At 51.2% G+C, this 26612-nt stretch carries 22 protein-coding genes; 11 read left to right on the plus strand and 11 right to left on the minus strand.

Translation table 11 applies throughout. The features are described from left to right. Nucleotides 1-41 precede the first annotated feature (41 nt). From nqrF to CWI69_RS00960, 4 genes are read left to right on the plus strand one after another with little or no spacing between them, the layout of a single operon-like run. The gene (gene nqrF / locus CWI69_RS00945) at nucleotides 42-1268 is read left to right on the plus strand and encodes an NADH:ubiquinone reductase (Na(+)-transporting) subunit F (RefSeq protein WP_126762778.1); all 1227 of its coding nucleotides are present in this window, start codon (nucleotides 42-44) and stop codon (nucleotides 1266-1268) included. Next, a complete protein-coding gene (locus CWI69_RS00950; RefSeq protein ID WP_126761062.1) occupies nucleotides 1268-2290 on the plus strand; it encodes an FAD:protein FMN transferase in 1023 nt (340 codons plus the stop codon). The genes nqrF and CWI69_RS00950 overlap by 1 nt, the downstream gene beginning before the upstream one ends. Before the next feature lie 14 nt (nucleotides 2291-2304). Continuing rightward, on the plus strand, nucleotides 2305-2517 hold the full coding sequence (nqrM, locus tag CWI69_RS00955) for a (Na+)-NQR maturation NqrM (protein WP_126761064.1): 213 nt from the start codon (nucleotides 2305-2307) through the stop codon (nucleotides 2515-2517). A gap of 35 nt (nucleotides 2518-2552) precedes the next feature. Beyond that, complete coding sequence (locus CWI69_RS00960; RefSeq protein ID WP_126761065.1) at nucleotides 2553-4664, plus strand: aminotransferase class V-fold PLP-dependent enzyme; 2112 nt, start codon at nucleotides 2553-2555, stop codon at nucleotides 4662-4664. Here the strand turns inward: CWI69_RS00960 and CWI69_RS00965 are convergent. The 4 genes from CWI69_RS00965 to CWI69_RS00980 form a co-directional block, all read right to left on the minus strand. Continuing rightward, nucleotides 4624-5655 carry a WD40/YVTN/BNR-like repeat-containing protein gene (locus CWI69_RS00965; protein ID WP_126761067.1) on the minus strand — a complete coding sequence of 344 codons (1032 nt, stop codon included), beginning with the start codon at nucleotides 5653-5655 and terminating at the stop codon, nucleotides 4624-4626. The genes CWI69_RS00960 and CWI69_RS00965 overlap by 41 nt on opposite strands. A gap of 79 nt (nucleotides 5656-5734) precedes the next feature. Next, the gene (locus CWI69_RS00970; RefSeq protein ID WP_126761068.1) at nucleotides 5735-7981 is read right to left on the minus strand and encodes a heavy metal translocating P-type ATPase; all 2247 of its coding nucleotides are present in this window, start codon (nucleotides 7979-7981) and stop codon (nucleotides 5735-5737) included. A gap of 24 nt (nucleotides 7982-8005) precedes the next feature. Further along, nucleotides 8006-8293 (minus strand): metal-sensitive transcriptional regulator, encoded by a 288-nt coding sequence (locus CWI69_RS00975; RefSeq protein WP_126761070.1) that lies wholly within the window; start codon nucleotides 8291-8293, stop codon nucleotides 8006-8008. Nucleotides 8294-8394: 101 nt separating this feature from the next. Continuing rightward, a complete protein-coding gene (locus CWI69_RS00980; protein ID WP_198678898.1) occupies nucleotides 8395-9132 on the minus strand; it encodes a YciK family oxidoreductase in 738 nt (245 codons plus the stop codon). Nucleotides 9133-9379: 247 nt separating this feature from the next. On the opposite strand from CWI69_RS00980, the gene CWI69_RS00985 reads away from it, so the two are divergent. The 4 genes from CWI69_RS00985 to CWI69_RS01000 all read left to right on the plus strand — a co-directional run bounded on the left by CWI69_RS00985 (nucleotide 9380) and on the right by CWI69_RS01000 (nucleotide 14151). After that, complete coding sequence (locus tag CWI69_RS00985) at nucleotides 9380-11770, plus strand: VolA/Pla-1 family phospholipase (RefSeq protein WP_126761072.1); 2391 nt, start codon at nucleotides 9380-9382, stop codon at nucleotides 11768-11770. 91 nt (nucleotides 11771-11861) lie between these two features. Then, nucleotides 11862-12851: a protease SohB gene (gene sohB, locus CWI69_RS00990; RefSeq protein WP_126761073.1), complete on the plus strand. Its 990-nt coding sequence runs from the start codon at nucleotides 11862-11864 to the stop codon at nucleotides 12849-12851. Between the two features lie 12 nt (nucleotides 12852-12863). Further along, nucleotides 12864-13433 carry a DNA endonuclease SmrA gene (smrA, locus tag CWI69_RS00995; RefSeq protein ID WP_126761075.1) on the plus strand — a complete coding sequence of 190 codons (570 nt, stop codon included), beginning with the start codon at nucleotides 12864-12866 and terminating at the stop codon, nucleotides 13431-13433. Between the two features lie 16 nt (nucleotides 13434-13449). Beyond that, nucleotides 13450-14151: a hypothetical protein gene (locus tag CWI69_RS01000; protein ID WP_126761077.1), complete on the plus strand. Its 702-nt coding sequence runs from the start codon at nucleotides 13450-13452 to the stop codon at nucleotides 14149-14151. A 24-nt stretch (nucleotides 14152-14175) separates the two neighbouring features. On the opposite strand, the gene CWI69_RS01005 is transcribed toward CWI69_RS01000, so the two are convergent. Both CWI69_RS01005 and CWI69_RS01010 read right to left on the minus strand, forming a co-directional pair. After that, nucleotides 14176-15477, minus strand: a complete 1302-nt coding sequence (locus CWI69_RS01005) for a dicarboxylate/amino acid:cation symporter (RefSeq protein WP_126761079.1) — start codon at nucleotides 15475-15477, stop codon at nucleotides 14176-14178. 204 nt (nucleotides 15478-15681) lie between these two features. Beyond that, nucleotides 15682-16278, minus strand: a complete 597-nt coding sequence (locus tag CWI69_RS01010; protein WP_126761081.1) for a Yip1 family protein — start codon at nucleotides 16276-16278, stop codon at nucleotides 15682-15684. Nucleotides 16279-16471: 193 nt separating this feature from the next. Between CWI69_RS01010 and miaE the strand changes: the two genes are divergently transcribed. Beyond that, the gene (gene miaE, locus CWI69_RS01015) at nucleotides 16472-17254 is read left to right on the plus strand and encodes a tRNA isopentenyl-2-thiomethyl-A-37 hydroxylase MiaE (protein WP_126761083.1); all 783 of its coding nucleotides are present in this window, start codon (nucleotides 16472-16474) and stop codon (nucleotides 17252-17254) included. On the opposite strand, the gene lpxH is transcribed toward miaE, so the two are convergent. Then, nucleotides 17211-17966: a UDP-2,3-diacylglucosamine diphosphatase gene (gene lpxH / locus CWI69_RS01020; RefSeq protein WP_126761085.1), complete on the minus strand. Its 756-nt coding sequence runs from the start codon at nucleotides 17964-17966 to the stop codon at nucleotides 17211-17213. The two genes, miaE and lpxH, sit on opposite strands and share 44 nt — an antisense overlap. A gap of 8 nt (nucleotides 17967-17974) precedes the next feature. Then, the gene (locus tag CWI69_RS01025) at nucleotides 17975-18475 is read right to left on the minus strand and encodes a peptidylprolyl isomerase (protein ID WP_126761086.1); all 501 of its coding nucleotides are present in this window, start codon (nucleotides 18473-18475) and stop codon (nucleotides 17975-17977) included. Nucleotides 18476-18609: 134 nt separating this feature from the next. On the opposite strand from CWI69_RS01025, the gene cysS reads away from it, so the two are divergent. Together cysS and CWI69_RS01035 are read left to right on the plus strand one after the other, a co-directional pair. Then, nucleotides 18610-19992, plus strand: coding sequence for a cysteine--tRNA ligase (gene cysS, locus CWI69_RS01030; RefSeq protein ID WP_126761088.1), 1383 nt, complete (start codon nucleotides 18610-18612; stop codon nucleotides 19990-19992). A 22-nt stretch (nucleotides 19993-20014) separates the two neighbouring features. After that, complete coding sequence (locus tag CWI69_RS01035; protein ID WP_126761090.1) at nucleotides 20015-21544, plus strand: M17 family metallopeptidase; 1530 nt, start codon at nucleotides 20015-20017, stop codon at nucleotides 21542-21544. A gap of 38 nt (nucleotides 21545-21582) precedes the next feature. Here the strand turns inward: CWI69_RS01035 and CWI69_RS01040 are convergent, their stop codons facing one another. From CWI69_RS01040 to CWI69_RS01050, 3 genes are all read right to left on the minus strand, one after another. Further along, on the minus strand, nucleotides 21583-21981 hold the full coding sequence (locus CWI69_RS01040; protein WP_126762780.1) for an acyl-CoA thioesterase: 399 nt from the start codon (nucleotides 21979-21981) through the stop codon (nucleotides 21583-21585). Nucleotides 21982-22024: 43 nt separating this feature from the next. Next, nucleotides 22025-24289, minus strand: coding sequence for a S9 family peptidase (locus tag CWI69_RS01045; protein ID WP_126761092.1), 2265 nt, complete (start codon nucleotides 24287-24289; stop codon nucleotides 22025-22027). Between the two features lie 98 nt (nucleotides 24290-24387). Further along, a complete protein-coding gene (locus tag CWI69_RS01050) occupies nucleotides 24388-26577 on the minus strand; it encodes a TonB-dependent receptor (RefSeq protein ID WP_126761094.1) in 2190 nt (729 codons plus the stop codon). Between the last annotated feature and the right edge of the window lie 35 nt (nucleotides 26578-26612).

A 26612-nucleotide genomic window follows, 5' to 3' on the forward strand; every position in this document is an offset into this window, starting at 1 on the left:
AACGAATAAATAAGAGGTACGAGTCGATGCAAGGCCAAGAATTGACATTAATAGCGCTCGGCGTAGGCATGTTTACTCTAATTGTGCTGATTTTGGTGGCGATCATTATGTTCGCTAAATCAAAATTGGTACCTCAGGGTAATGTTGAGATTTTGATTAACGACGACGAAGATAAGAAAATTACCACGCAGCCAGGTACTAAGTTATTAGGCGCCTTGGCGAATGCAGGTATTTTCGTATCCTCGGCTTGTGGTGGCGGTGGCTCATGTGGCCAGTGTACCGTTAAAGTTAAAGAAGGCGGTGGTGATATTCTGCCGACCGAACGCGATCACATTAACAAGAAAGAAGCGCGTGAAGGCGTACGTCTGTCTTGTCAGGTGAACGTGAAACAAGACATGAAAATCGAGCTTCCGGAAGAAGTCTTTGGTATCCGGAAGTGGGATTGTACTGTGAAGTCCAACGACAATGTTGCGACCTTTATTAAAGAATTCGTAGTACAGTTGCCAGAAGGTGAAGAAGTACCTTTCCGTGCCGGTGGTTATATTCAGATCGAAGCTCCACCACACCATGTCCGTTACAAAGATTTCGATATCGAAGAGAAATTCCGTGGCGACTGGGAGCGGTTTGGTTTCCTCGACATCGAGTCCAAAGTTGATGAAGAAGTTGTACGTGCTTACTCGATGGCGAATTATCCGGATGAGAAAGGCATCATCATGTTGAATGTGCGTTGTGCAACACCACCGCCAAACAATCTAAGCTTGCCTGCCGGTAAAATGTCATCTTATATCTTTAGCCTGAGGCCAGGTGACAAGGTGACAATCTCTGGTCCATTTGGTGAGTTCTTTGCCAAGGAAACCGAAGCAGAAATGGTCTTCATTGGTGGTGGTGCAGGTATGGCACCGATGCGCTCGCACATTTTCGATCAGCTGCGCCGCCTGAACACCGATCGTAAGATCTCATTCTGGTACGGTGCGCGGTCGAAGAAAGAAATGTTTTATGTTGAAGATTTCGACATGCTGCAAGATGAGAACGATAACTTCGAATGGCATGTGGCGTTATCTGATCCGCAACCTGAAGACGATTGGGATGGCGATACCGGCTTTATCCATAACGTGCTTTATGAGCGTTACCTGAAAGACCACGAAGCTCCGGAAGATTGTGAGTTCTATATGTGTGGTCCACCAGTGATGAACGCAGCAGTCATCAACATGCTCAAAGATCTGGGTGTGGAAGATGAGAATATCATGTTGGATGATTTCGGCGGATAATGACGGTGAACTATTCATCATTGCGTCTCATCTGGCTAGCCCTCATCGGGCTAGCCTTTTTCGTTTCATGTAGCCATGCGCCGCAGCAGGTTGCTGTGTCAGGCGAGACCATGGGTACGACCTATCATATTCGCTACGTCTCAGCCAATCCGCGGCATGATGCAGAAAAAGTGAAGGAGCGCGTGGACGGGCTTTTGGCGCAAATTAACAGCCAGATGTCGACATACGATCCAGACTCAGAGCTATCAACCTTTAACGCAAAACAAACCACGGAGCCGGTGGTGATTTCACGCTCTCTTGAACACGTTGTTCGTCGGGCGCTGGAGATCGCGGAAGAGACCGATGGTTTGCTTGACGTTACCGTTGGTCCGTTGGTGAACCTCTGGAGTTTTGGTCCTGAGCAACGGCCTGAAGTTATCCCCAGCGCGGCACAGCTTGCAGCCGCGCGAGACGTGACCGGTTACCAGCATTTATCCGTGGAAAACCATCAGCTACAAAAAGACATTGCCGGGTTGTACGTTGATCTTTCTACCATTGCCAAAGGCTATGCTGTGGATCGTGTCGGGCGCTTGCTTGAGCAAATGGAAATTCAAAACTATTTGGTCGAAATCGGCGGCGAAATGCTGATGAAGGGTAGCAAACCGGGGAATCAGCCCTGGCGGATTGCAATTGAACGCCCGGATAGCACGCAACGCGCAGCGCAACGGATTATTGAACCTGGTAACAATGCCGTCGCCACATCAGGCGATTACCGAAATTTCTTTGAACAAGATGGCGTTCGTTATTCACACATAATTGACCCGCGGACAGGGAAGCCTATCCAGCATAATCTAGTTTCAGTTACTGTGGTTACAGAGAGCTGTATGGATGCTGACGCCTACGCCACAGCGTTGACCGTGATGGGGCCAGAGGATGCACTCGCCTTTGCCGAGGCGAAGCAGCTGGCAGTCATGTTGATCACACGTGAAAATGGCGAATTTAAAGAGTACACTAGTACTGCGTTCAAACCTTTTTTGCAGTAACTCAGGAGGTCCGCATGGAGTTATTTTTATTAGTGTTCGCCATCTTTTTAATGGTGGTGTTGGCCATGTCGGTTGGGTTTATCGTGCAACGCAAATCGATTTCAGGCAGTTGTGGTGGTATCTCCGCCCTAGGTATGGATAAAGCTTGCGACTGCGATGAGCCATGTGACAAAAGAAAAGCACGCATGGCCAAAGAAGAAGAATGGCAGAAAAACCGAATTAACTAATTGCTGAATGAACATCCCAAACTAAAGTGGTAAGCATGGTCACACCTGTTCACATACGTCCAAAAGATGACGAAATTTATCTCGACTGTAATGCGACGACGCCAGTATTGCCGCAAATCGCACACGCGGTTTCGCATACTATGGAACAGGTATTTGGCAATCCAAGCAGCAGTCATATTACTGGCCTGCAAGCGCGTTACATCCTCGATAACGCCCGACGTCTCGGGCGCGATGTTATCGGTGCTGACCGTGGTCATTTGGTGTTTACCAGTGGCGCAACCGAAGGAATTCAGACGGCGGTTTTATCGGCACTGATGGCGGCGCGTAAAAGCGGCGCTAACACCCGGGGTAAGTATCTGCTTTACGGAGCTACGGAACACAAAGCGGTACCGCAGGCACTGGCGCACTGGAATGAGATACTCGATACCGGTGCTGAATTAAAAGCGATTCCCGTTGATCGTAATGGCCTTCTTGATCTTGATTTTATCGCTGCGCACCTATCTGAAGCCTTAATCATTTCAACTATGGCGGTCAATAATGAGACCGGGGTTCGACAAGATTTAGCCACTTTAGAAAAAATTATCCGCCAACACGGACCCAAGGTACCGTGGATGGTGGATTGCGTGCAGGTACTCGGCAAAGGCCAGCTGAATTTGGCGCAAACCAGTATCGACTACGCACCGTTTAGCGGGCATAAGTTGTATGGCCCCAAAGGTATTGGATTTCTGTACGTGCGCGAGCACGCGCCTTTTACGCCATTAATCATTGGTGGCGGGCAAGAACAGGGCTTCCGTTCCGGAACTGAAAACCTGCCAGGTATTGCGGCAATGCACACGCTATTTGAACTCTTGCTCGATCAGGAACAGCAGGTGTTCAAGCCGGTGACGACGCTAGTGGATTACCGTGAGCAGTTGCTTGACGCGCTGCGTACTGCTTTTCCTTCCCTCGAGCTGAATCACGCGTTCGAATACTCGGTACCTACAACACTAAACTTTTCAGTGCGAGGCGTTCCATCACGCGACATCATGGATGTATTTGATGCGGCGAACATCCGGGTCAGCTCAGGATCTGCCTGCAGTTCGAAAGTAACCCGCAGTTTTGTACTGGATGCAATGGGACTGGATGACTGGCGCTCACAGTCGGCCATTCGACTGTCGTTCGGGCCGGCAACGGAACAAGCTACAATTGATGCTGCCTGTCAGCGCATCGAAGAGGCAGCGCAAGCGCTGCGTCACTCCTGTTTACTATTAAGTGACACCAATGAAGATTTCGACAGTGAGCTGGACGGTGTTGTGCAACTGCGCTTCGATGCGCAATGTTGCTACCTGGTAATTGATCGTGCCGCCCGGGAAATGGCGGTGATTGACCCGATTCCACAGCTCGCAGAACGCATTGAAAAGTTGGTCGACTGTCAGCATTATCGGGTCAAAGCTGTGGTGACCACTGAACCGCATACGAGCGCTAGCACTGCTGCAATGCTGGCCCAACTGCTTTGTGCCAGTGGCTGTGATGCTGAACGCGATGCGGTAGGGTGGCCTTTGCACGCGCAAGCGGATTGCAGCGCGCCAAAAGATTGTGATGTAGCTACCGATGGCTGTTTGTTGGTCGGCAACCGCCGGTTATATCGGGTCGGTAGTCGTCAGCCCATGTACCTGTTGAGTTCACCGATTACGCCCACCGCCGAGGCCAGTGTGGATTTCGCTTTTGTTGGCGAGCAAGCCGCATTGGACACTTTAGCCGCGGTACTTGGTAAGGAAACACTCGTGTGTCGCAAATGGGATGATGAATTCTCGATCGCTACACAATTGCAGGAACTCAAAGGACAGGCGCAGCCCTGTGAACTGGTAAATATAGCTCCGGAGCAACAGCACGAATGGTTACGGCGGCCTGAGACGCTGGTGATAGACGTGCGTGAGCAGCAAGAACATCAGGTGACTCCGCTGCAATTACCGGCGCAGGTTATGAATGTTCCGCTAACCCGTTTAGTGCAATTTATCTACGATCACCGCAGCGATTTTTCCAACCGTCCGATTATTTGTCTGTGCCGCTCTGGCAATCGTAGCGCAGTTGCGGCACAGGTTCTCACGCGATTCGGTTTTTGTAACGTCAGTCACGTGTCTGGGGGGATGGCGTTACTGGCAAGCTAAGCTTCGCCGTGTAGCCATCTTTGCCGACAAAGTAACAAACACTGCCATGACAGGCAGAATTCCAGATATTCGCATCGCTCAGGGGTACCCAGTCCGTACTGCTTATGGTCGGTAATAGTGCCGCACCTGACGGGTTAGTCACGATAAGTGCCTGACCTGGAGTGACGGTTAAACTGTATAGTGCGCCAGTTAGTGGTGGCTCGCTTAGCGGTGTGAAGGCATCATCTTTATATTCCACCAACCGCGGCCGACGTTCAGGATGGTTCAAGTCACCACCCGCTAGCAGTACATGATCCTCAGCAAATGGCCAGACGCTGGAAATTCCAGCACTTGGTCCAGCGACAATCGGAGTATCTATGGCTTTGAAACGAATGCCAAAGCTCCGCTTTACCAGGAGCCGTGCAGAGCTGGCATTGGCGGTGCCCATGGCCCAGATGCCATCATTAAAACGCACACAGCCGCCACTGGCTGCCAGGCCACCCTCGCCGCTTTGCGGCGGGCTACCAACGGCATTACTGGACGAAAGCCAGTTGCGCCCGTCAGTTGAACGTAAAAGGTCCCATTGCCCGTTCACACTGTCGCCGTAGCCCCAGACTTCGTTCGACTTCGGCGCGACGGCAAAGCAATTCAGAAACTTCTCACCGCTGGCTCGGTAGCGCAATTGCCAACTATTGCCGCCATTACTGGTGTAATAAATACGGGAGTTACCGTTTTTGCCGATACTTAAAGCGAAGGCATGCTGTTCATCAAGCGCTTCAATGTCGCGAAATTGCAGATCTGTGGTAGTCGGCTGACTGTAGTTCCAGCTTTGCCCACCGTCGGTGCTGCGTGCAATCGTCGCCTTGTTGCCACCGATCCAGACCACATCGGGACTTGGTACACTGACTCCGACCCAGTTTACATCCGGGCGCGTTGGTAGTGCCTGTAGCTCGACAGCAGCTGTAGATGCCATCGTACTCGCGATAATACTTGCGATCATGCTTGTGATCATAGCTTACTCTAGGTTGCGGACTTACCTACTAAGATAAACCAAGCGTCACGCGGCCACAATGATTGTCGGACTTACTCAATCATTTCGAAAGCTTGGCACGCTGCAGACGTAGCGCATTTAACACCACTGATACCGAGCTAAGCGCCATCGCGCCGCCTGCTAACCAAGGTGCAAGCAGGCCTGATGCTGCAACCGGAATGCCTAAAGTATTGTAAGCAAAGGCCCAGAACAGGTTTTGTCGTATGTTGCGCAGAGTAAGCTCGCTCATTTCGATGGCATGTACTAAGGTTTCCAAATCCGGCCGAAGTAGAGCTATATCTGCCGCTTCGATGGCGACATCTGTGCCGCTGCCCATTGCCACACCAACATCAGCTACTGCAAGCGCTGGCGCATCATTGACTCCGTCACCAACCATAGCGACAGCTTTACCTTCAGCTTGCAAGGCTTTGATATGCTTTGCTTTATCTTCAGGAAGCACTTCTGCAATGACCTGATCTAATCCCAGCTGTTCCGCAATGGCCTTTGCGGTACGTTGATTATCGCCGGTTAACATGATCAGGTTTAAGCCACGCTTGCGGAGTTTATCCAGCGCTGACTTAGTGCTTTCCCGCACAGTATCGGCGACTGCGACATAGGCCACGAGTTCGTCATCGATGGCAACGGCCATAACGGTTTTACCTTGCTGTTGTAATTCCTCAAAACGCTGTTCGGCGGCTTTGTTAACGATGACCTTGTGTTCGGTTAACAGCCGCAAGCTGCCAATAAGTAAGCTGACAACTTGTGTTGCGCCGGTGGCGGTATCTGTGTCGGTCACCTTCGCGGTGACGCCTTTGCCCTGGACCCCCTTAAACTCATCCACTGTTAACTCGTGTGAGCTGGTGAGCAGGTCGCGGGTACCTGTCACTATGGCTTGGGCGAGGGGATGCTCAGATTGTTTTTCAACCGCGAACAGGTAGCCTGCAACCTGATCTTTTGGGACCGCCTGACTGAGTAATTCAAAGTCTGTCAGCTTGGGCTTGCCTTCTGTTAGTGTGCCGGTTTTATCAAACACTATAGTGTCAACAGCGCTGGTCGTTTCTAAGACCTCGCTTTGTTTAAACAAGACGCCCGCCTGTGCTGCACGGCCGGAACCCGCCATAATTGACGTAGGTGTGGCAAGACCCAGCGCACAGGGGCAGGCAATAACCAGCACTGCGACTGTTGCTTCAAATGCCTGGCGCCAATCTCCGGGCGCTAAATACAATAGCCAGACGAGCAAAGTTAGCAGCGCAATAACCATCACTACCGGAACAAAAATGCCAGCGACGCGATCTGCCAGACGTTGAATCGGAGCTTTCGAGTTCTGCGCCTGCTCGACCACGGCGACAATCTTCGCTAACGCTGTATCTGCACCGGTTTGTTGAACCTCAACACGAAGAAACCCTGTGGTGTTGAGGGTACCACCGAAGACGCGATCATCGGCTGATTTGGTAACAGGCATGCTCTCACCGGTCAGCATGGATTCATCGACAGCACTGGTACCACTGAGGACCTTACCATCGACGGGTATATTCTGACCGGGCCTTACCTGCACAACGTCGCCGACTTTCAGGCTGGCGACAGCAACCTCTTTGGTTGCGTCCTTGCTCTCTTCAAGAATGGCTTTGGCCGGCTGCAGTTCAAGCAACTGACGAATGGCGTTTGACGAACGGCCTTTGGCACGCGCTTCAAACCATTTGCCGAGCACAATCAGGGTGATTAAAATCGCGCTGGTTTCGAAATAGAGACCGTCGTGGGGATCATAATCTGCGGCGAACCAGGCAAGGTAAATACTATAGAAATAAGCCGCAGAGGTGCCTAGCGCGACCAACACATCCATGTTGGCACTCCCGGCACGTAAGGCATGGTAACTCCCGCGGTAAAACTGCCAGCCGATAATAAATTGTACCGGCGTCGCCAAAATCAACTGCAACCACGGTGCCATTAAAACGTCCGGAACCGGAACACCCTGAGTCCAGCTGAAGTGACCGAACATGGTGTACAGCAGCGGCAGTGAGAGCAGGGCAGCAACCACAAATTTAATAAACTGACGCTGCTGGGCGTGTGCGCGGGGGTCACTATCACGCGCCTGGCTATGGTCGATAAGCTCTGCATCATAGCCCGCATCCTTTACGGCTGCGGTCAGTGCTTTGGTATCCAGATCTGAGCCGGCCACAGCTGCCACTTCAGTCGCAAAATTGACCTGCACCTCATCTACACCATTAACAGTTTTAAGGGCGCGTTCAATACTTTTGGCACAGCCAGCACAGCTCATACCGCTAAGCTGAAGTTGTACGTTTTGTTTCATCGACTGCTCCTAATATTGGCGGGACTAACGTTTTAACAGGCGTTCAATTGTGGTATCGAGTTCCTCAAGAACTGCATCATCACCGGCTGCAAGGCGTGTCTTCACGCAGGTTTGCATGTGCTGGCTCAGCAGTTTTTTCGCCACACCATTGAGCGCGGATTGCACGGATGCAACCTGCATAAGCACATCATCGCAGTAGGTATCATTTTCAATGAGCTTCTGTAGCCCACGAACCTGACCTTCGATGCGGCGTAGACGCTGGGTGAGGTTATCTTTCAGTGTCTGGGAGTGAGGGGTTACGGTTTTTTTCATCTTACGCACGCCTGTAGTTGTAACTCTATGCTGAATAAGCTATACCCCCGTACCCTATATGTCAAACAAAAAAACCTCGACCGAAGTCGAGGTTGTGGCATTTACTGGGCGTCGAGGGACTTGCCGTTGACGCCGATGCTTTCATCACTCATCAGATACAGATAGGTGGGCATCAAATCAGCCGGGGTTTTTAGTTTGGTCGCGTCTTCGCCGGGATAGGCTCGTGAGCGCATCGTGGTGCGGGTGGCACCCGGATTGATAACGTTGATACGTACATGGCTACCCTCATACTCATCAGCCATGACTTGTGCCAGGCCCTCAGTGGCGAACTTACTCACTGCGTAGGGACCCCAGAACGCGCGCCCCTTGCGTCCAACCCCTGATGAGGTGAAGACAATGCTAGCCTGTGAGGCTTTCTTCAGTGCCGGCATAAGCGCCTGTGTCATCATGAACTGTGCGGTAACGTTGACCTGTAAAACATCGTTCCAGCTGTCGTGGTCGATATGCTCAAAGGGCGAGAGCACACCCAGCAGGCTGGCGTTTTGCAAAAGCCCGTCAAGATGGCCGAACTGTTCAATGATCGTTGCGCACAGGCCCTGGTAGTGTGTTTTGGTTGCGCCTTTCATGTCGAGTGGCACAATCGCCGGTTCAGGACTACCGGCAGCAACGATGTCATCAAACACCTGTTCTAATTTGCTGACGGTGCGGCCAAGCAAAATTACGGTAGCTCCAGCTTTAGCAAAGGTCATAGCCGCCTCTTTGCCGATGCCATCGCCAGCGCCAGTGACTAAGATTACTTTCCCTTCCAGGTCGTAATTTGCTACTTTATCTTTATGCATATCTGTCATTTTCGGCTTACACTTGCTGTGAATGTTGTGCGCCAGTTTACTGTTTTTTGCCCGGATTCTCAGCTATCAGTGAGAAATTCTTGAAAAATACTTTCAACTTTGGCGTCAGCGGTGTATAAAATTTTGTTAAGTGTGCGTCTTGTCCTACCAGTTAGAAAGAGCGATGATAGGCAAGATAAACAAAAGCATCTGCAGGTGCTCAATACATAACAACACGAACAAGGATTGGGGAAGCCTCATGAAAAAACTCTTGCTTGTAACGGCCATTGCTAGTGCCTTTACCTTAGCTGGTTGCGGAAGCGGCGAAGACGCGCCACCATCAGCAACTACAGATTTCCAAGTTAACGCGACTCGCGCGGTATTTGATCCGAGTAACGGTGAAATACCAGTACCTTCTAATATCCTGTTAAGCGGTAGTGTTGACGGCACCTTAAATATTCCTGTGGCCGATCCGTCGGACAACAGTGATCCGCAAGTCGCTCTGAATGGGCTTGACGGCTGGGGTACGCATTCAACGCTGACCTTCAGTTTTTCATTACCGAAAGATGAAAACGGCAATACCATTGAAGTCGATGCAGCATCCTTAGAGGCTCCGGGTAGTATTCGCCTGTTCGAAACCATCATGGGCGGTAGCGCAGTAAGCGCCGGTTGTGCTGCGGCAAGTCCGGCGGCAACCTGTGCCGTTGCTGGTGAGTTGACTCATGGCGTTGACTTTGTTGTTCGTGCGACTGGACCAGCAGGTGTTGCGGTTATTCCGTTGCGGCCATTAAAAGCCAAAACCGGTTATGTTGCGGTGTTGACGAGCAATATCCAGGACACCATGGGGCGCGATGTTAAACCTTCACAAACCTATGGCTTAATGAAGCGTGACGCGGATGCTAATCCAGTGTCTGGTGATGCCTCAGGGGTTGGCTTACAGCGCTTAATCAACAGCCATGAAGCTGCGTTGGCGGCAGCCGGTGTTGATCCTGAGGAGATTATTCTGACCTCAAGCTTTACTACTCAGTCAATCACCGACGTCTTTAACGCAATCAAAGGTCTGATGACGCAACAATTTTCTCAGGGTGGCGGACCGGCGCTTATGGCGCAACCTACGGGAATGACGGTAGGTGATGTACTGGTCAATGCGGGACGTTTAGAAGCGAATCCGCAAGACCCTGCGTATCTATCGGCAGCTTCTGCGCAGTTGTATCAGGGCCAGGTAACCTTACCCTATTACTCAGCTGTACCCACTGCAGAAAATCCGCAAGCGCCGTTAAATGGTCGCTGGCGCGCAATGTGTGACAGCCCAGCTTCTATTCTTGGTGCTGTGCAGGCAGGTGCTTTACCAGCAGGGGCGATTGACCCAGCTGCTCTGGAAGACCCGTCGCGATTACTGCCGCCGTATAACTGTTACGATTTCCCCGGTATTGACGAAGAGCGTCACCTGACCAAGTACAATCCTGTGCCAGCAACTACGGCTGCCGTTGATGTACCTGCAATTGTAACCGTACCTGACGTTAATACTGCAAATATGGTGCGCGCAGCTCAAGGTCTGGCTCCACTTACCGAGCCTGCTAACGGCTGGCCTGTAGTGATTTTCCAGCACGGCATCACTGGTGAGAAGTCCAATGCATTCGGTATCGCCGGTACCTTAGCTGTGTTTGGTTTTGCTACGGTGGCAATCGACCATCCGTTACATGGTGATCGTGGTTACGGTCCAATTAACGCAACGACCGGCAGTGCAACCGCCTACATGAATTTAGGTAGCCTGCTGACTGCACGTGACAACTTACGTCAATCTATCTCTGACTTGCTGGGTTTGCGCTTGAGCTTAAATGGAGCCATGGGTGCGCCGTTGAATGGCCAGGACGTATTCTTTCTCGGTCACTCATTAGGGGCAATCGCAGGTACTGGTTTCACTGCGTTAGCGAATGAACCTATGTCAGGCGCCTTAGCTCAGGCTTCAGGTCTGTTTAAAGTAAATGCCAGTTCGTTAATGGCTCCAGGCGGTAGTATCGCAAACTTCTTATTGGCGTCGCCATCATTTGGTCCGGTCGTTAAGAGCCAGTTGCTGTACGCAGCTAATGCTGATTTTGCCGCTGCGGCCAACAATGCCGCTGAGCAAGCTGGTGTTACACCAGGCACGCCGCAGTTCCAGGGCGTGTTAATTCAGGTGTATCAGCAGTTCTGGGCGAGTTTATCACCGGCTGAGCAAGCGGAAGTCAATGGTGTATTTGAGCAGTTTGCATTCGCTGCGCAAACCGTGGTCGATTCGGCTGATCCGGTTAACTATGCTGCGCAGGCGGTTGCCAACGACAGTCCGTTCCACGTGATTGAAGTAGTAGGCAACGGCGCAGATGTATTACCTGACCAGGTGATTCCAAACTCTGTACAAGGCAAACCATTGGCCGGAACAGAACCGCTGATCAGGTTATTAGAGTTGCCAGCGATTTCGCAGACAACTGCCAGCACCGACGGTTCGACCATCTCTGGTGCCGTGCGTTTTGTTGCCGGCGACCACGGCTCCATTGTTGACCCAAGTGCTTCGGCTGCAGCGACTATGGAAATGCAATTGCAGGCGGCTGGCTGGTTCAGCACTGATGCAACTGCGATTCCAATCACGAATCCTGCAGTGGTCAAGCAATAAGCTATATACTCAGACTACTTGCGTTGCAAAAGGGCCGCTTGTCGGCCCTTTTTTATGTGACGAGTTTAACCAGCTTTCAGGTGAGGAAATTATGGAGTTCATTTTAGAAATAGCTGATTTTGTCGTAAAAGCAGCAATCATTGTTATGGTGATTATGCTTATTGTCGCCGTGATCAGTAATGCTGCGCAGCGACAACGCCGGCAGGAAGGCGAGCTACAAGTTAGAAATCTGTCGCGCGATTTGCGCTATAGCGCACAAACCATTGAATTAGAAACCCTTAGCAAAAAACAGCGCAAGCATGCGCAAAAGCAGCATAAAAAAGCCGATAAAAACGAGCAGCCAGCGGAGCAGCGGGTCTTTGTTATCGACTTTAAAGGCAGTATGGATGCTCACGAAGTTGAAAACCTGCAGCGTGAAGTCAATGCAGTCATTGGTGCAGCGAAAGCCGGTGAAACGGTATTTGTGCGGCTGGAAAGCCCTGGCGGCGTGGTCCATGGTTATGGTTTAGCAGCAGCACAGTTACAACGCTTGCGTGATGCTGAACTGAAGCTGATTATTGGTGTCGATAAAGTAGCGGCTAGCGGCGGCTACATGATGGCGGCTGTGGCTGAAAAAATTATTGCTGCACCCTTTGCGATTATTGGATCAATTGGTGTTGTTGCCCAACTGCCTAATTTCCATCGTTGGTTAAAAAAGCACGATGTCGATTTTGAACAAGTTACAGCGGGAGATTTTAAGCGCACCTTATCGCTGTTCGGCGAGAATACCGATGCGGGTCGGCGCAAGTTCAAAGAAGACCTTGAGCAGATCCATAAGCAATTTAAACAGCATATTGCTGACTATCGGCCACAGGTCGATTTAGCCAAGGTTGCCACCGGCGAATACTGGACCGCGCAGCATGCTATCGGCCTGGAATTAGTGGATGAGATTTGCACCACCGACGGTTGGTTGCTGGAGCACTGCAAGGATCATGGCATTTACCATATTCGTTACCATGTGAAGCGGCCATTAGGTGAGCGGGTTGGCAAGAATGTCACTGCTGTGTTGACAAGCATTCGGGAGTTTTTGACAAAGTCGTAGACAGGAGTAGTTATGGGTGACGATTTTGATGATTTTTTACGCGAAATGGCCGGGGTAAAGCCTTTAGCCAACGACGTTATTGAGCCGACCAGGGCGAAGCCGAGCGCAGGGCAACTGGCGCGTCGTGAGGCGGCGGAAAAGAATCTTGAAGATGATATCAATTATTTGTCGATGGAGTTCGTCGACTTCGTTGACCCTGACGCGATAGTAGAGTTTCGGCGTGACGGTGTGCAGCACGGCGTATTCAAGCGTCTGAAACAGGGGCAGTATCCGCTCGAAGCGACGCTGGACTTGCATCATCATTCGCTACGACGCGCCCGCGAAGCGTTGTTTGATTTTATTCAGCTGTGTCACCGGCGTGGCGTGCGTTCTGCCATTGTCGTGCACGGCATGGGGCGGCATTCGAAGCCCCATCCGGCATTGCTGAAAAGCTATGTGGCTAAATGGTTAAAACAACTTGATCCGGTAATGGCTTATCACAGTGCGCAGCGGCATCATGGTGGTGCCGGCTCGGTGTATGTGATGTTACGTAAGAACGCCGAACAGAAGCATGAAAACCGCGAACGCCATCAAAAGCGTTAGCACTAAGGAGTAACGCATGAAACTATCGCTACTAACTGCAGGTATTCTGGCACTCGCCGTTTCGGGTTGCGCCGAAGCCGTGCCGGAACAAACTCTTTCAGAAAGGGTTGCGCAGGAGCTTACCGAGCGGGCGGATAAACGTTACAACGCCGGCTTTAGCTACCAGGACTTTGAACTAAATACCCTTACTGCCGAGCTGGTGGCGACCGAGGTGGGGGTGAAAACTCGAGTCGAGCAGCTTGACGCCGGTTTGAACCAGTTATTGTGGGCTGAGCGTGTACGGTTAACCGGAGATTGGCTCACACAACAACAAGATCAGATAAGGCTGGACAGTGCGCAAATCGTCAATGCGCAACTTACAATTGCTTATTACGGTGAAGGTCAGTCGAATCTACATGAGTTGATCGAAGCTATCCAGTCGCAGCTGCCAGTGCAGCGCGCGAGTGAGGAGGTTCTCTGGCACGTCGATAACGTCACCCTTGAGGATGTAGTGGTGAATTTATTCGATCAGGGCATGCCGCTGCTGAGTGTTAAGCTGGAACGCCTGGAATTACCGCCTATCCATAGCCAGCAGACCAGTCAGGAGTGGGTTGATAGTGTGATGGGTCCGTTGCTTACGCAACTTATGCAACAAGCCATGCGTGGTAATACAGAAACCATGACCGTGGATATGCAAGAACTGATGCGCTTTGCCTGGCGGGAAATGGGGGCGTTTTAATCAACACCCCCGATTCACGTTTTGTCAGAGTTGCTCGGAAACGTCGCGTTCTTTTAGATCAGCTTCGGCATCGTTGAAGACTTTCTCATCCAGCTCACCTTCGCTTTTGGCGACAATTAAGCTCACCATGGCGTCACCGGTCACGTTGACAGAGGTCCGGGTCATATCCAGCAAGCGGTCGACACCAATAATCAGGCCGATACCCTCTACCGGAAGGCCTACCTGGCCAAGTACCATAGCGAGCATGATAAGTCCCACGCCAGGTACACCAGCTGTACCTACACTCGCCAGGGTCGCGGTCAGGACCACCATGACATAGTCGGCAAGGGTCAAATCAACCAGATAAACCTGAGCGATGAACACTGTTGCCACACCCTGCATGATAGCCGTACCATCCATATTGATGGTCGCTCCCAGAGGCACGGTAAAGGAACCGATGCTATTGCTGACACCGAGGCGCTTGGTTACGGTTTCAAGAGTCACAGGAATGGTTGCGTTGCTACTGGAAGTACTGAAACCAAAGATTTGAACTTCACGCATTTTCTTCAGGAAGGTCCATGGGCTCAAGCCAGTTAAACCTTTCAGGATGAGTGAGTAGGTGATAACGCCATGCAATATGAGGACGAAGAACACCAGTAAGAAGTACTTACCAAGGCTGAAAATGGTCTCGAATTCAGTTTCACTGAAGAGTTTGGCCATCAGGGCGAATACACCATAAGGGGCAAGGTTCATCAGGATGATGACCAGTTTCATGATGATTTCGTTAAAGTCGTCAAAAAAGGTTTTCAGTCGATCGCCAGACTTACCACCGACCAGTGCCATTGAGATACCGAACAGCAGCGCAAATACGATAATTTGCAGCATGTTGCCGTTGGCCATAGCGGAGAACGGGTTGGTCGGAAACAGGTCGATGATGACTTGCGCTAATGATGGTGCCTGACTTGGTTCGAAGGTCGCGTCGGATTGCAACTCAACGCCTGCGCCAGGTTGAATAAGCACTGCGGCAAAAATAGCGAAGGTAATCGCGATGGCAGTCGTGACCATGTATAAGCCGACGGCTTTACCACCAAGGCGGCCCAACTTACTCGGATCGCTAATGGAGCAGGTACCCACTACCAGGGATACGAACACCAGTGGCACCACCAGCATTTGTAGTGAGCTAATGAAGATTTGTCCGACGACATGGAATAAGCCTTTGGTGAGGTAGCCCTCCACTAAAATGCTGTCGGGAAACAAGAGTTTAAGCAGGAAGCCAACAGCAATACCCGCGAACATACCAATTACGATACGTGTTGTTAGATTTAGTTTTTTCTTATTATCACGCATACATTTACCTGTCGTTGAATAGTTTAATCTGGCACAGACTATCAGAAATTTAGAAATGATTTTACTATTCTACCCATAAGCCGTCCTAAAACCCTATAAACTTGCGATAAAGCGGGACAAGAATATGACGGATAAATAGTTTCAGAACGAGTTAAGCGCACAAAAAAAGCTGGCCTGAGCCAGCTTTTCTTTTAGCTAAATCTATTACATGTATTGGGGCCCGAAGCCGTTGGTCCAGACCATTGCGGAGGTGACCATAAGCACTACCAGCATAATCAAGCCAGCGGTAACCACAGAACTGGCATAGATAAAGCCACGCTCTTCCGGAATATGCATCAAGATTGGCACTCCGGAGTAAAGCAGGTAGACCGAATAGGCGACGCCCGCAAGAAAAGCCATGGTTACAAACCATAATTCCGGATACAGCGCAGCCACGCCAGACATAATTGCTGGTGTTGCGGTGTAGGCGGCAAGCTCCATTGATTGGGTAAATGTTGGTGCGGCACCAAAGGTTTTTGCCATCCAGTGGATCAGATACGCCAGCGCAAAAGCGGCAATAATGATACCGAGATACATGGCAACAGATAGTGTCAGCGCGCTGCTTGGGGTTAAATAGGTAGCCTCACGTGCACCGATGCTCCAGCCTAGTTCAGCCGACGCATAATAAGCTGCGGCACACGGGATTAACGCGATAATGAGAATGTGGCTTAATGCAAATGTCATGCTCTCATGGCGTTGATCAATGCTTTTCCACTCTTCTCGTGGGTGTGCGTACAGTCCCCAAATGTGATTCAAAATCATGGTGAACCTCTACTTCTCGTTGTTTTGTAAAATTTATTATTATTTTTGTACGTCGATTTTATCGTCGACTTATCATCTATATTGGTCGGATTTTCAGCAGAGTCAAGGCTTTTTCAGTGACAACTTTGGCAAATTATTAGTACACTAGCGACTCGATCCGTCAGTCCATCCTCTGCAAATATCGGTTGTTTTCATGAATCTAGCAGCTATCGAACAACTTCTGGTGCCGATTCGGCAATTTCTTCAGTGCGAAACACCTGACGCCTGGCTGGATGAGGCGAAAAAGCCAGAAAACCTGCCGGTATTGCTGCGTGACCACCTGGTATGCGAGCTGAAAGCCGCACAAAGCGCAATGCTATTATTGCGTCGTTATGCCGTTGATAGTGCCAGTGGCGATGCCCTGCTGCAGTGGTTAGCGCCTTATGAAGCCTTTACCTACCGCCGGGAAGGTGACTGGCAGGTGCTGGGTCGGCAAAAAGGTTTAAAACGATCGCTCACGCCGCGCCATGACACGCCTTATAGCCAGGCGCTGGTCGACAAGATGGTGCAACTCATAAAGGAAGAGTTACATCATTTTTATCAGGTTCTTGAGGTTGCTGAAAAGCATGGTATCGAGTACCAGCAAATCCATTCAAGTCGTTATGCTAAAGAGCTGTTGCGACAGGTTCGAACTCATGAGCCCGCGACGCTGGTCGATAAGCTGATCTGTGGTGCTTATATTGAAGCGCGCTCCTGTGAACGGTTTGCCAGGCTGGCGCCCCATCTGCCCAGCGACATAGGAGAGTTTTATATCTCCCTGCTGCGCTCAGAAGCACGCCATTACCAGGACTATCTGGTGTTAGCGGAAAGTATTGCCGAGGAGGATATCAGCGATCGTATTGCAGTTTTTGGCGCGCTGGAAGCTGAGTTAATCAGCTCTGCCGATAGTGATTTTAAGTTTCATAGTGGGCGCCCTCAGGTAACGGTTGCTGGGTAAGTTCAAAGCTTTGCGCGGTCACTTTTAACATACTGCCCTGGGTATACCAGTCGCCGAGTACGATACGTGTTGCTGTCTGGCCGGACGGCAGCTGATGGTGATGCGTTGCAGGGCGATGGGTATGGCCATGAATCATTTGCTGCACATCGTAGCGGGAAAAATAGTCAACCACGGTAGCTGCGTTAGCATCCATAATTGCCAGTTCAGCTTCGCTGAGTGGTTGTTGGGTTTTGCTGGACTGGCGCAACTTCGTCGCAATTTTCATCCGCAGTGACAAGGGTAAACCCAGCAGTAGTCGGGTTAGCCAGGGCTTACGAATCCAATGGCGAAAGCGCTGATAGCTGTGATCGTCACTGCACAATAGATCACCATGCAATAACAAGGTCGGCGTACCATATAAATCGATGACGGTGGGGTCATCAAGTAATTGCATGCCGGTGGCTCGCGCAAAACGCTCACCGATCAGAAAGTCGCGATTGCCGGCAATGAAATACGTTGGAATACCGTGATCGGTAAAACGGCGCAACTCCTGTTGGACTTGCGCCGCAAAAACACTGGTATCATCATCACCAATCCAGGCATCGAACAGATCACCAAGAATAAACAGGCGATCTGCGCCGCGGGCAGAATCGCGCAAAAAATCAAAAAACAAATGCGCGATATCGGGCCGGGCGGGGCTCAAATGTAAATCAGCGATGAACCAGGTTGCCATGGCTCGACTTATTCGCCGTCGACCGTGGCTTTCTCGATGATAACGTCGTCTTTTGGTACGTCCTGATGGAAACCTGCCTGGGTGGTATACACCTGACCAATCTCTTCAACCACGTCCATACCTTCTACAACTTCACCGAACACACAGTAGCCCCAGCCACCCATACTCTCGTTTTTGAAGTTCAGAAATTCATTATCTGCGAGGTTGATAAAAAACTGACTTGTCGCTGAGTGTGGATCCTGAGTACGCGCCATAGCAACGGTACCTTTTTTGTTCTTTAGGCCGTTGTCGGCTTCATTTTCGATCGCTTCATGCGGGGTTTTTTGCACCATCTCATCATTGAAACCTCCGCCTTGAATCATGAATCCTTTGATCACACGGTGAAATAAGGTTCCGCTGTAAAAGCCTTCGCGCACATAACGCAAAAAGTTTTCGACGGTTTTCGGGGCTTGTTCCGGATACAATTCCAGGGTAATCGCACCATGATTCGTGTGCAAAGTAACTTGCATGGGCTCACTCCATTTTCAGGCTGTTAGATTAGATATGAATTAAAACTGCCAATAGTTTAGCACTGTTTGTGAGAAGGCTACACCATGCGTTATCATAACCAGCTTAAGAATCTCAGTTTGGAGTCGTGAATTGCATGTTGACCATTTTTGATACGTTACGCCGTAGTAAAGACGTTTTTAAACCGATCACCCCAGGCGAGGTGAAACTCTATGTATGTGGCGTGACGATTTACGACTACTGTCATATTGGTCATGCACGAACCTATGTTGCCTTTGATGTGGTGGTACGTTACCTGCGGGCCAAAGGTTACAAGGTCACGTATGTGCGTAATATCACTGATGTTGATGACAAGATTATTCGCCGCGCCAATGAAAACAATGAAGCCATTGCCGCAGTGACTGAACGCTATACGCAGGCGATGCATGACGATTTCGATGCGTTAAATTTACTGCGCCCAGATGTAGAGCCCACGGTCACCGGCCATATGGGTGACATCATTACCATGATCGAAACCCTGATTGGTAGCGGTCATGCTTACGTGGCGGACGATGGTGATGTGTTATTCGATGTCAGTAGTTTCGATAACTATGGCCGTTTAAGTAAGCAGAATCTGGAACAACTGCAAGCGGGCTCGCGCGTCGACGTAGCAGAAAACAAAAGCGATCCTCTCGATTTTGTGTTGTGGAAACGGGCCAAAGCAGGTGAACCGAGCTGGGCGTCACCCTGGGGCGAGGGCCGCCCCGGTTGGCATATCGAATGTTCGGCGATGAACAAACGTCATCTTGGCGCCCACTTTGATATTCATGGCGGCGGTTCCGATCTGATTTTTCCCCATCACGAAAATGAGGTTGCACAAAGCTGCTGCGCCAACAACACTGATTATGTGAACTTTTGGATGCACAGTGGCATGGTACAGGTGGACGCTGTAAAAATGTCCAAATCCCTTGGTAACTTTTTTACCATTCGTGATGTGTTGGCAGAGTACGATGCCGAAACTGTGCGTTACTTTTTAGTTTCAAGCCATTATCGGTCGCAACTGAATTACTCAACCGATAACCTTGATCAGGCACGTGCGGGACTAGAGCGTTTGTACACGGCGCTGCGCGATGTAACTACTACCGAGGTCGATGCCGAGCTGGCCAAGCCTTATGTGGAGCGTTTTGAGCAGGCAATGGATGATGATTTTAATGTTCCTGAAGCCTTGCCGGTGCTCTTTGACCTGGCCCGTGAAACGCATCGTGCCGAAAGTCCTGAGCGCGCCGCGCAGTTTGCTGCAATACTTAAGCAATTAGGTGGCATTCTTGGCTTATTACAACAACCGCCAGAAACATTTCTACAAAGTGGCGCCAGTGGCACAGAAGCTGATAACGCAGCGGTAGAAGTACTGATTGAGAAGCGCAATAGCGCGCGGGCAAATAAAGATTGGGCTGCCGCGGATGCAGCCCGCGACGAATTAATTGCACTAGGAATAGAACTTGAAGATACGCCCCAGGGAACACGCTGGCGCCGCATCTAATTTGACAACAACGAGGATAGCTATGGCATTTCCAACAGTTGAAGTAGTTGAAAGTTACAGTGCTGCACATCAGGAGTATGATGCAGTGATCTTAGTGGGTGATTATGCGCAGGCGGTGCCTGCGGAATTTGCTGATTTTGTCAGTCGTGCCCAACAGTTCGACCAACGCGTAGGTAAACAGCCATTACTGGTGCCCGCCGATGTGTTTGGTGGACGCCTAATTACTGCGCCGACTGGGCCGTTAATGCGCGATTATGATGATGTACGAAACATCTCGGACGCTGCTGGCGCTGGTGCCCGAATCGCGCAGCAAGCGGGCGTGCGTAAGCCTTTACTGGTGGTGTTTGGTACGCAGGATGACGGACGCTACGGGCAGGCCGAAGCGGTGGCTTACTGGGGCTTGTGTCAGGCACTTTATGAACCCCTTGAAGCGCGCGAAGCCCTCGGTGAAGAAAGTATTGAAACCATTACCAATGTAGGTGTGGTGGGAACCCTGGATAGCAGCTGGCTGGCTGCGGTTGAATCTGGTAAACGTGTCGCGCGTGACCTTTGCGGTACCGAGCCTGAGCGGATGGCACCAGCACGCTTTGCCGAATATTGTCAGCAAGCCTTTGCTCATACACCGGTAAAAGTTACGGTGATTGATGATGTTCAGCAGCTGCAACATGAATACCCGTTGTTGATGGCGGTAGGACGCGCCTCCCTTGAAGTTGAGCGTCATTGGCCGTGTGTTGTACGACTTGAGTACACCGCGCCAGCAGCGGAGCAGACATTGATGTTTGCCGGCAAGGGGATTGTTTATGATACCGGTGGTGCGGATTTAAAAACCGGTGGCCATATGGCGGGCATGAGTCGTGACAAAGGTGGTGCCGCGGGTGTTGCCGGATTCATGAAAACCGTAGCAGAAATGCGTCCCGAAACAGTGAGTGTGGTCGCTGAGCTTGGTGTAGTCCGCAATAGTATTGGTGGCGATGCCTTTGTAGCGGATGAAATTATTAAAGCCCATAGTGGGGTGCGGGTCCGTATCGGTAATACCGACGCTGAAGGCCGTTTGGTACTGGCTGATTTGCTGTCGCACCTGCGGGTACAGGCTGGGAATTATCCACGTCCACAATTATTTAGTGTGGCAACCCTGACTGGCCATGCGGCGCTGGCGAAAGGGCCTTATAGTGCGTTAGTGCCAAATGGTCCGGCACGGGCGCAAGGCCTACCTGATCGACTTTGGGAAGCGGGCGAAGTCTATGGTGATCCGACCGAGGTAAGCTGGTCGCGTCGTGAGGACTTTGCTTTTGTTGCGCCGCGCACGAAGTCAGATGATGTGTTGTCCAGTAACAATGGACCATCGGCCACGACCAAGCGCGGTCACCAGTTCCCGATGGCATTTTTAACCATCGCTGCAGGGCTTGACGTCCATGGTAACGACAGTGACCATCCGATCCCTTATGTGCATGTTGACATCGCGGGTAGTGGCGTTGAAGGCGGTGACTGGCAGCACGGCAAGCCAAGTGGCGCACCGGTAACCTGTTTTGCGGGTGCCTACCTACATAAGTAGCCGTTAAGCACACCACGCAATTGAATTAAAACGCCGGATTATTCCGGCGTTTCTATTTTTATCGACTCAAGTTCTTCTTTAGTTTTCCCATGCGGCTGGGGTTGTCGACTTGCCGGATCAATATGGACAAAGACAATGTCATCAGCAACACAGATATTTTGCTTGGTTTGTTTATTGCGAACCACGCAGGTCAGGGTGACAGAACTGCGACCTACCTGCTTCACGCCAAGGCCAAACTCGACCACATCGCCCTGATACGCCGAAGTTTCAAAACTAATGGCGCCAATATGTTTAGTGACGAGGCTTTTGGCATCGAGCTGACAGGCAGCAAAAATATAGGCTTCTTCATCGATCCATTCGAGAATACGGCCGCCAAAGAGTGAACCGGCAAAGTTGAGGTCGTTCGGCATAACTAATCGCCGTGAAAGAAAGCGCATCATAAAATCACTCCGTGAATCAAGTTGATGCGCCCAGTATATCTTATTGCAGGTGGCGCGCAAAAAAGTCTGCAATCAGCTGATAGCGGTGAATTGATGTTTCCCGTCCACGCAAACCATGTTGTTTGCCTGGATAGGCCATCAGCTCAAATGGCAGCGTCGCTTGCTGCAGTGCGTACGAGAGCTTTGCCGTATGTGTGTACAGGACATTGTCGTCGGCCATGCCATGATAGATCAGCAAAGGCTGGGTGAGCTGGTCAGCATAGGTCAACACATCGGCAGCTTCATAACCTTCCGGGTTATCCTGCGGTGTGCCCAGATAACGCTCGGTGTAATGGGTATCGTACAAGCGCCAGTCGGTCACAGGTGCTCCGGCGACGGCTGCACTAAAGACCTCAGGATGGCGCAAAACCAAATGTAACGCCATGTAGCCCCCATAACTGTGACCAAATACGCCGATACGTTCGTCATTAATGTAGGGCAGGGATTGTAAAAATTTGGCGCCCTGCAGTTGGTCAGCAACTTCGACTTGGGCCAGCTTACGATGGATCACCTGCTCAAAAGCTTTCCCCCGATTGCCGCTGCCCCGGTTATCCAGTTGAAAAACCACAAAGCCGTGTTGCGCAAGGTATTGGCTGAAATAATCGCCCCAGCTGTTGGTGACCCGTTGCGCCCGGGGGCCACCGTAGACCATTACGATAACAGGGTAGGACTGATTATCGACCATCCGCGGTGGCTTAGTCAGCTGGTAGTAGAGACGTTGGTCATCTGCCGCGCGTAATTCGCCAAACTCTGGGTAGGACCAGTTCGCCAGATAGCTTGCCAAAGGATGCTTTTCGTCGATGAGATTCTGATGTAACCAGACAATGCGCTCACCCGTTGGACCGTGCAAGCTGACTTGCGGCGGCTGGGTACTGCTGGAAAAACTATCGATATAGCTGCGCTGATCACCGGCAAAGGTGATGCTATGCATGCCAGACCGCTGACTCAGCTGAGTCGGTTGATTCGGGCTTGAGGTGGTCATGCTGGCGCGGTACAGATGACGCTCCAGCGGGGTTGTTTTACGGCCGGTAAAATAAACGAATCCGGTGGTATCATCGACTGCGCTAATACTATCGACCGGCCAGTCGCCACTGGTGAGTTGCCGTATCAGGCTGCCGTCGGTGCGATATAAATACAGATGCTTGTAACCACTGCGTTCTGAGGCCCAGATGAAATGCCGGGAATCTTCTAAAAAAACCAGGTCGTCATGGAGGTTGATCCAGCTGTTACTGATTTCGCTGAGTACTGCTGTGGCTTCATCATCAGTGTTGCGGGGCTGGAGATAGAGCGTCAGCTGTTGTTGGTTACGTGTCTGCCACTGGTAGCTAAGCTGTGAACTATCCGGTAACCATTTGACTCGCGCCAGATAGCCTTCGCGATGGCGCTCAGGTAAGTTCAGCCAGTGGATACTGTCGCTGGTACGCTGGTACAAGCCCAAATCAACAGTGGCATTGGCGGTTCCGGTAAAGGGATAACGTTGTTGCACCAGTTCTGTGCGGTCGGCATAGACGTCGGTCCGGGCATGCATGGCGACAGCGCTGTTGTCCACACGGGTGACGGCGATGGTTGCCTCATCAGGGCTCCACCAGTAACCGGTCATGCGCTTCATCTCTTCCTGCGCGACAAATTCTGCACTCGCATAACTCAGGGTCGCGCTCCCGTCCGGAGTAACCTGATGCAGTTCACCGCTGGCCAACTCGACGAAGAATAAGGCCCCATCCTCAACAAAGCTGACGAACTGACCTTGTGGCGAGAAGCGCGCGTCGCTCGCTTTGGTGGTGGCACTGACTAAAGTCTGAACTTCTGGTTGTGCGTCAGGGTTTTCTGGTAATGAAACCAGATGCAGCTGACCAGCAATGGGGATAAGCAACTGGGAACCGTCTGGAGACCACTGGTAATCGACAATGCCGCTGTTACGAATGCGCATGCGTTCACGGCGGGCGCGTTCCGTTGCAGTCATAGCCGTTGGATCCTCAACCAGCTGTGTTGCGGCAACGAGAACACGGTGCTGCTGCTGGCGCACATCGTAGATCCAAAGGTCATTAATTTCGGGATTGCTGGCGCTGGCACGCAAGTAGGCAATACGCTGACCACCCGGGGCAAACTGGAGATTAGCCGGAGCTGTGGTAGTCAGATTTGGTGCAGAAAATATCCGCTCAATGGAGAGTTGTGCGTGGCCGAAACTTTCGTTGCTGGCGGTGCCCTGGGCGGCGACGTCGGCGGTCACCAATAGACTTAATAGAATACTTACCGCGAACGCTCGCATGCCTGCTTCCCTTGTAATCGTTAAACTTCAAACGTTACTAGTGTATCAAAGCAGGCTGCGAGCTACTCTTCACTGCGGTAGATCGTACAACGAATGCGCTAGAATTCGCCGCGTAGCCCAATACTGAAATTACGACCCGCAACCGGGGCGGTTTCTTTCAGGAAGGACGTATGGACATAACCTAATTTATCGGTCAGGTTTTCGCCTTTCAGATAAATACTCAAATTATAATCGGCACCGGCCTGCGGGAACCAGTTGAACTGGGCATTCAACAAGCCATAGCTCGGTGTCGCGGATTCGTAAGCTGCAGTGCGCGACTGTTGGCTGTACCAGATATAACCCACCTGAGTTTCCCAGTTGCCTTGGTTATAGGTGACGTCAGCACCAATACGTTGTGCAGGTAAGCGCGGTAAATTATCCTGCTCATCAGTGGTGTAAGCCCGGGTATAGTCGCTAAATGCGTCCAGGCGCCACTGTTCGTCTAACTGCCAACGTCCACTGATCTCATAGCCGAACAGCAATACATCGCGCTGAGTATACTGAATAACCGGAAGTCCTTCTTCGTGGTCATGCTCAGCTTCAGGTTCATGTCCGATCTCCTCTTCAGGGCCGTGATCAGGCTCATGGTCATGATCGTCTTCAATCACCAGGTCGACGCTATTGAGCGCGGTAAAGGACTCATAGACGTAATTATCAATGCGGTTGGCAAACAGGTTGATATGTAAGTGATTATCACCTGACTCAATATGCGCACCTAAATCAAGGCTGTTCGATTTCTCTAAAAGTGGGCGTCGTTCAGAGGCTTCAATGGCATACACGTGTTCTGCTTCTTCATGCACGCTGTAACCCAGACCAATTTCGTACGTCTGTGTTGCCAGGTGAGCACCGTTAGCGAAGAGTTCATTCGCTGAGGGGGCGCGTTGGGCGTGGCTGAAGTTGGCATTCAGTCGCACCTCAGGACGCCATTGGAAGTTCAGGCCAAACGACGCTGAGAAAGGTTCAAAATCGTAACTTGGCGTACCTAGCGTGAGCGTTGGTGCGTCAATGGATACCCTCTCGTAACGAATGCCCGTTTGCCAGTTCAGACCTTCCTTTTGTGTTTCAGCAAGCCAGAAAAAACCGTGGCGATCGGTTTCACTTGGTGGCGTGTAAGCTTCTTCACCGAAGGCGCTTTGTTTCTGACTGAAACCGTGATACCCAATGGCACCGTACCAGTCACCAGTCAAATGATGGTTAGCAGTCACGCGTAACTCATGCTGCTTATTGGTAAAGGTGGTGGAAGGCGTATCACCTTCGATTTCCTGGTGTTGGTAATCGGTGTAGCCGTAACGAACTTCGAGCTTCTCGATGCCGTTAAAAGGATTGGTAAGGCCGGCATGGAGCTGCACACGATCTTGTTCAAGATCTGCGTAAGGTAAAACTTCTGCCTCGTCGCCGTGCTCGTCTTCATGGCCAGGCTCTTCTTCATGCTCATCCCCATGTTCCTCATGATGATGGCCCGGGATACCGTAACTTTGTTCTAACCGTGAGTAGGACAAGCCAGCGAATCCGTTATCAAACAGGTAGCTGGCACCAAGCGTACCGCCGGCTGCATCGACAAAAGAGTTCTCAATGCTGGAGACCTGTTCGCCGTCTTCATTGGTGAAGGTCGGCACCTGATAATCATCACTGCGGCGAGTGAAGCCGTCGAGGTGCCATACCGTAGAACCGACATCGGTACTTACCCCGGCACTGAAATCACGTAAATCGTCAACGCTTGCAAGATTTCCGCCAAAGAAGCCTCGGGTGCCGCCGACATAGTCCTGAGCGATGCGCTCATCGACCACATTCACAACGCCACCGATCGCGCCACTACCGTACAGCAAGGTCGCCGGACCACGCAGGATCTCAACCTGCTGAGCAACCGAGGTTTCGGTAGTGACTGCATGGTCCGGGCTGCCCCGTGATACGTCAGCAGTATCAAGTCCGTTTTGGGTGATCTTCACCCGTGGTCCATCGAGACCGCGAATAATCGGACTTGAAGCGACACGGGCAAAATGGGTGGCGTTAATGCCTGGTTCTTTAGCCAGCGTCTCACCGAGTGTGTGAGCTTGTTTTTCGCGCAATTCATCGCCACTTAGCACTGAAATTGGCTGAGCTGAGTTAAGCTCAGTCCGCGTTAGCGGAGCGGCATTAATGACAATGACTTCGGTATCTTCGTGCTGATGTGCCTGCTCCTGCTCATCTGCTGCGGCGGGCGCCGCAAGCACTTGCGCAAGAATTAAAGCTAATGGACTGTACTTCAACATGGGGTCTCCTGAAAGCTGGCATTACCGTATCTGAT

It is taken from the genome of Pseudidiomarina halophila (assembly GCF_003987215.1).
GTDB lineage: Bacteria > Pseudomonadota > Gammaproteobacteria > Enterobacterales > Alteromonadaceae > Pseudidiomarina > Pseudidiomarina halophila.

Bases quoted from the DNA above. Each gene is read 5' to 3' on its own strand.
- CWI69_RS00985 (WP_126761072.1), top strand. From the start codon at position 9,380: ATGAAAAAACTCTTGCTTGTAACGGCCATTGCTAGTGCCTTTACCTTA.
- CWI69_RS00960 (WP_126761065.1), top strand. From the start codon at position 2,553: ATGGTCACACCTGTTCACATACGTCCAAAAGATGACGAAATTTATCTC.
- CWI69_RS01010 (WP_126761081.1), bottom strand. From the start codon at position 16,278: ATGATTTTGAATCACATTTGGGGACTGTACGCACACCCACGAGAAGAG.
- CWI69_RS01035 (WP_126761090.1), top strand. From the start codon at position 20,015: ATGGCATTTCCAACAGTTGAAGTAGTTGAAAGTTACAGTGCTGCACAT.
- CWI69_RS01045 (WP_126761092.1), bottom strand. From the start codon at position 24,289: ATGCGAGCGTTCGCGGTAAGTATTCTATTAAGTCTATTGGTGACCGCC.
- CWI69_RS01000 (WP_126761077.1), top strand. From the start codon at position 13,450: ATGAAACTATCGCTACTAACTGCAGGTATTCTGGCACTCGCCGTTTCG.
- lpxH (WP_126761085.1), bottom strand. From the start codon at position 17,966: ATGGCAACCTGGTTCATCGCTGATTTACATTTGAGCCCCGCCCGGCCC.
- CWI69_RS00970 (WP_126761068.1), bottom strand. From the start codon at position 7,981: ATGAAACAAAACGTACAACTTCAGCTTAGCGGTATGAGCTGTGCTGGC.
- CWI69_RS01005 (WP_126761079.1), bottom strand. From the start codon at position 15,477: ATGCGTGATAATAAGAAAAAACTAAATCTAACAACACGTATCGTAATT.
- CWI69_RS00975 (WP_126761070.1), bottom strand. From the start codon at position 8,293: ATGAAAAAAACCGTAACCCCTCACTCCCAGACACTGAAAGATAACCTC.
- CWI69_RS00950 (WP_126761062.1), top strand. From the start codon at position 1,268: ATGACGGTGAACTATTCATCATTGCGTCTCATCTGGCTAGCCCTCATC.
- CWI69_RS01025 (WP_126761086.1), bottom strand. From the start codon at position 18,475: ATGCAAGTTACTTTGCACACGAATCATGGTGCGATTACCCTGGAATTG.
- miaE (WP_126761083.1), top strand. From the start codon at position 16,472: ATGAATCTAGCAGCTATCGAACAACTTCTGGTGCCGATTCGGCAATTT.
- cysS (WP_126761088.1), top strand. From the start codon at position 18,610: ATGTTGACCATTTTTGATACGTTACGCCGTAGTAAAGACGTTTTTAAA.
- nqrM (WP_126761064.1), top strand. From the start codon at position 2,305: ATGGAGTTATTTTTATTAGTGTTCGCCATCTTTTTAATGGTGGTGTTG.
- smrA (WP_126761075.1), top strand. From the start codon at position 12,864: ATGGGTGACGATTTTGATGATTTTTTACGCGAAATGGCCGGGGTAAAG.
- CWI69_RS00980 (WP_198678898.1), bottom strand. From the start codon at position 9,132: ATGCATAAAGATAAAGTAGCAAATTACGACCTGGAAGGGAAAGTAATC.
- sohB (WP_126761073.1), top strand. From the start codon at position 11,862: ATGGAGTTCATTTTAGAAATAGCTGATTTTGTCGTAAAAGCAGCAATC.
- CWI69_RS01040 (WP_126762780.1), bottom strand. From the start codon at position 21,981: ATGCGCTTTCTTTCACGGCGATTAGTTATGCCGAACGACCTCAACTTT.
- CWI69_RS00965 (WP_126761067.1), bottom strand. From the start codon at position 5,655: ATGATCACAAGCATGATCGCAAGTATTATCGCGAGTACGATGGCATCT.
- CWI69_RS01050 (WP_126761094.1), bottom strand. From the start codon at position 26,577: ATGTTGAAGTACAGTCCATTAGCTTTAATTCTTGCGCAAGTGCTTGCG.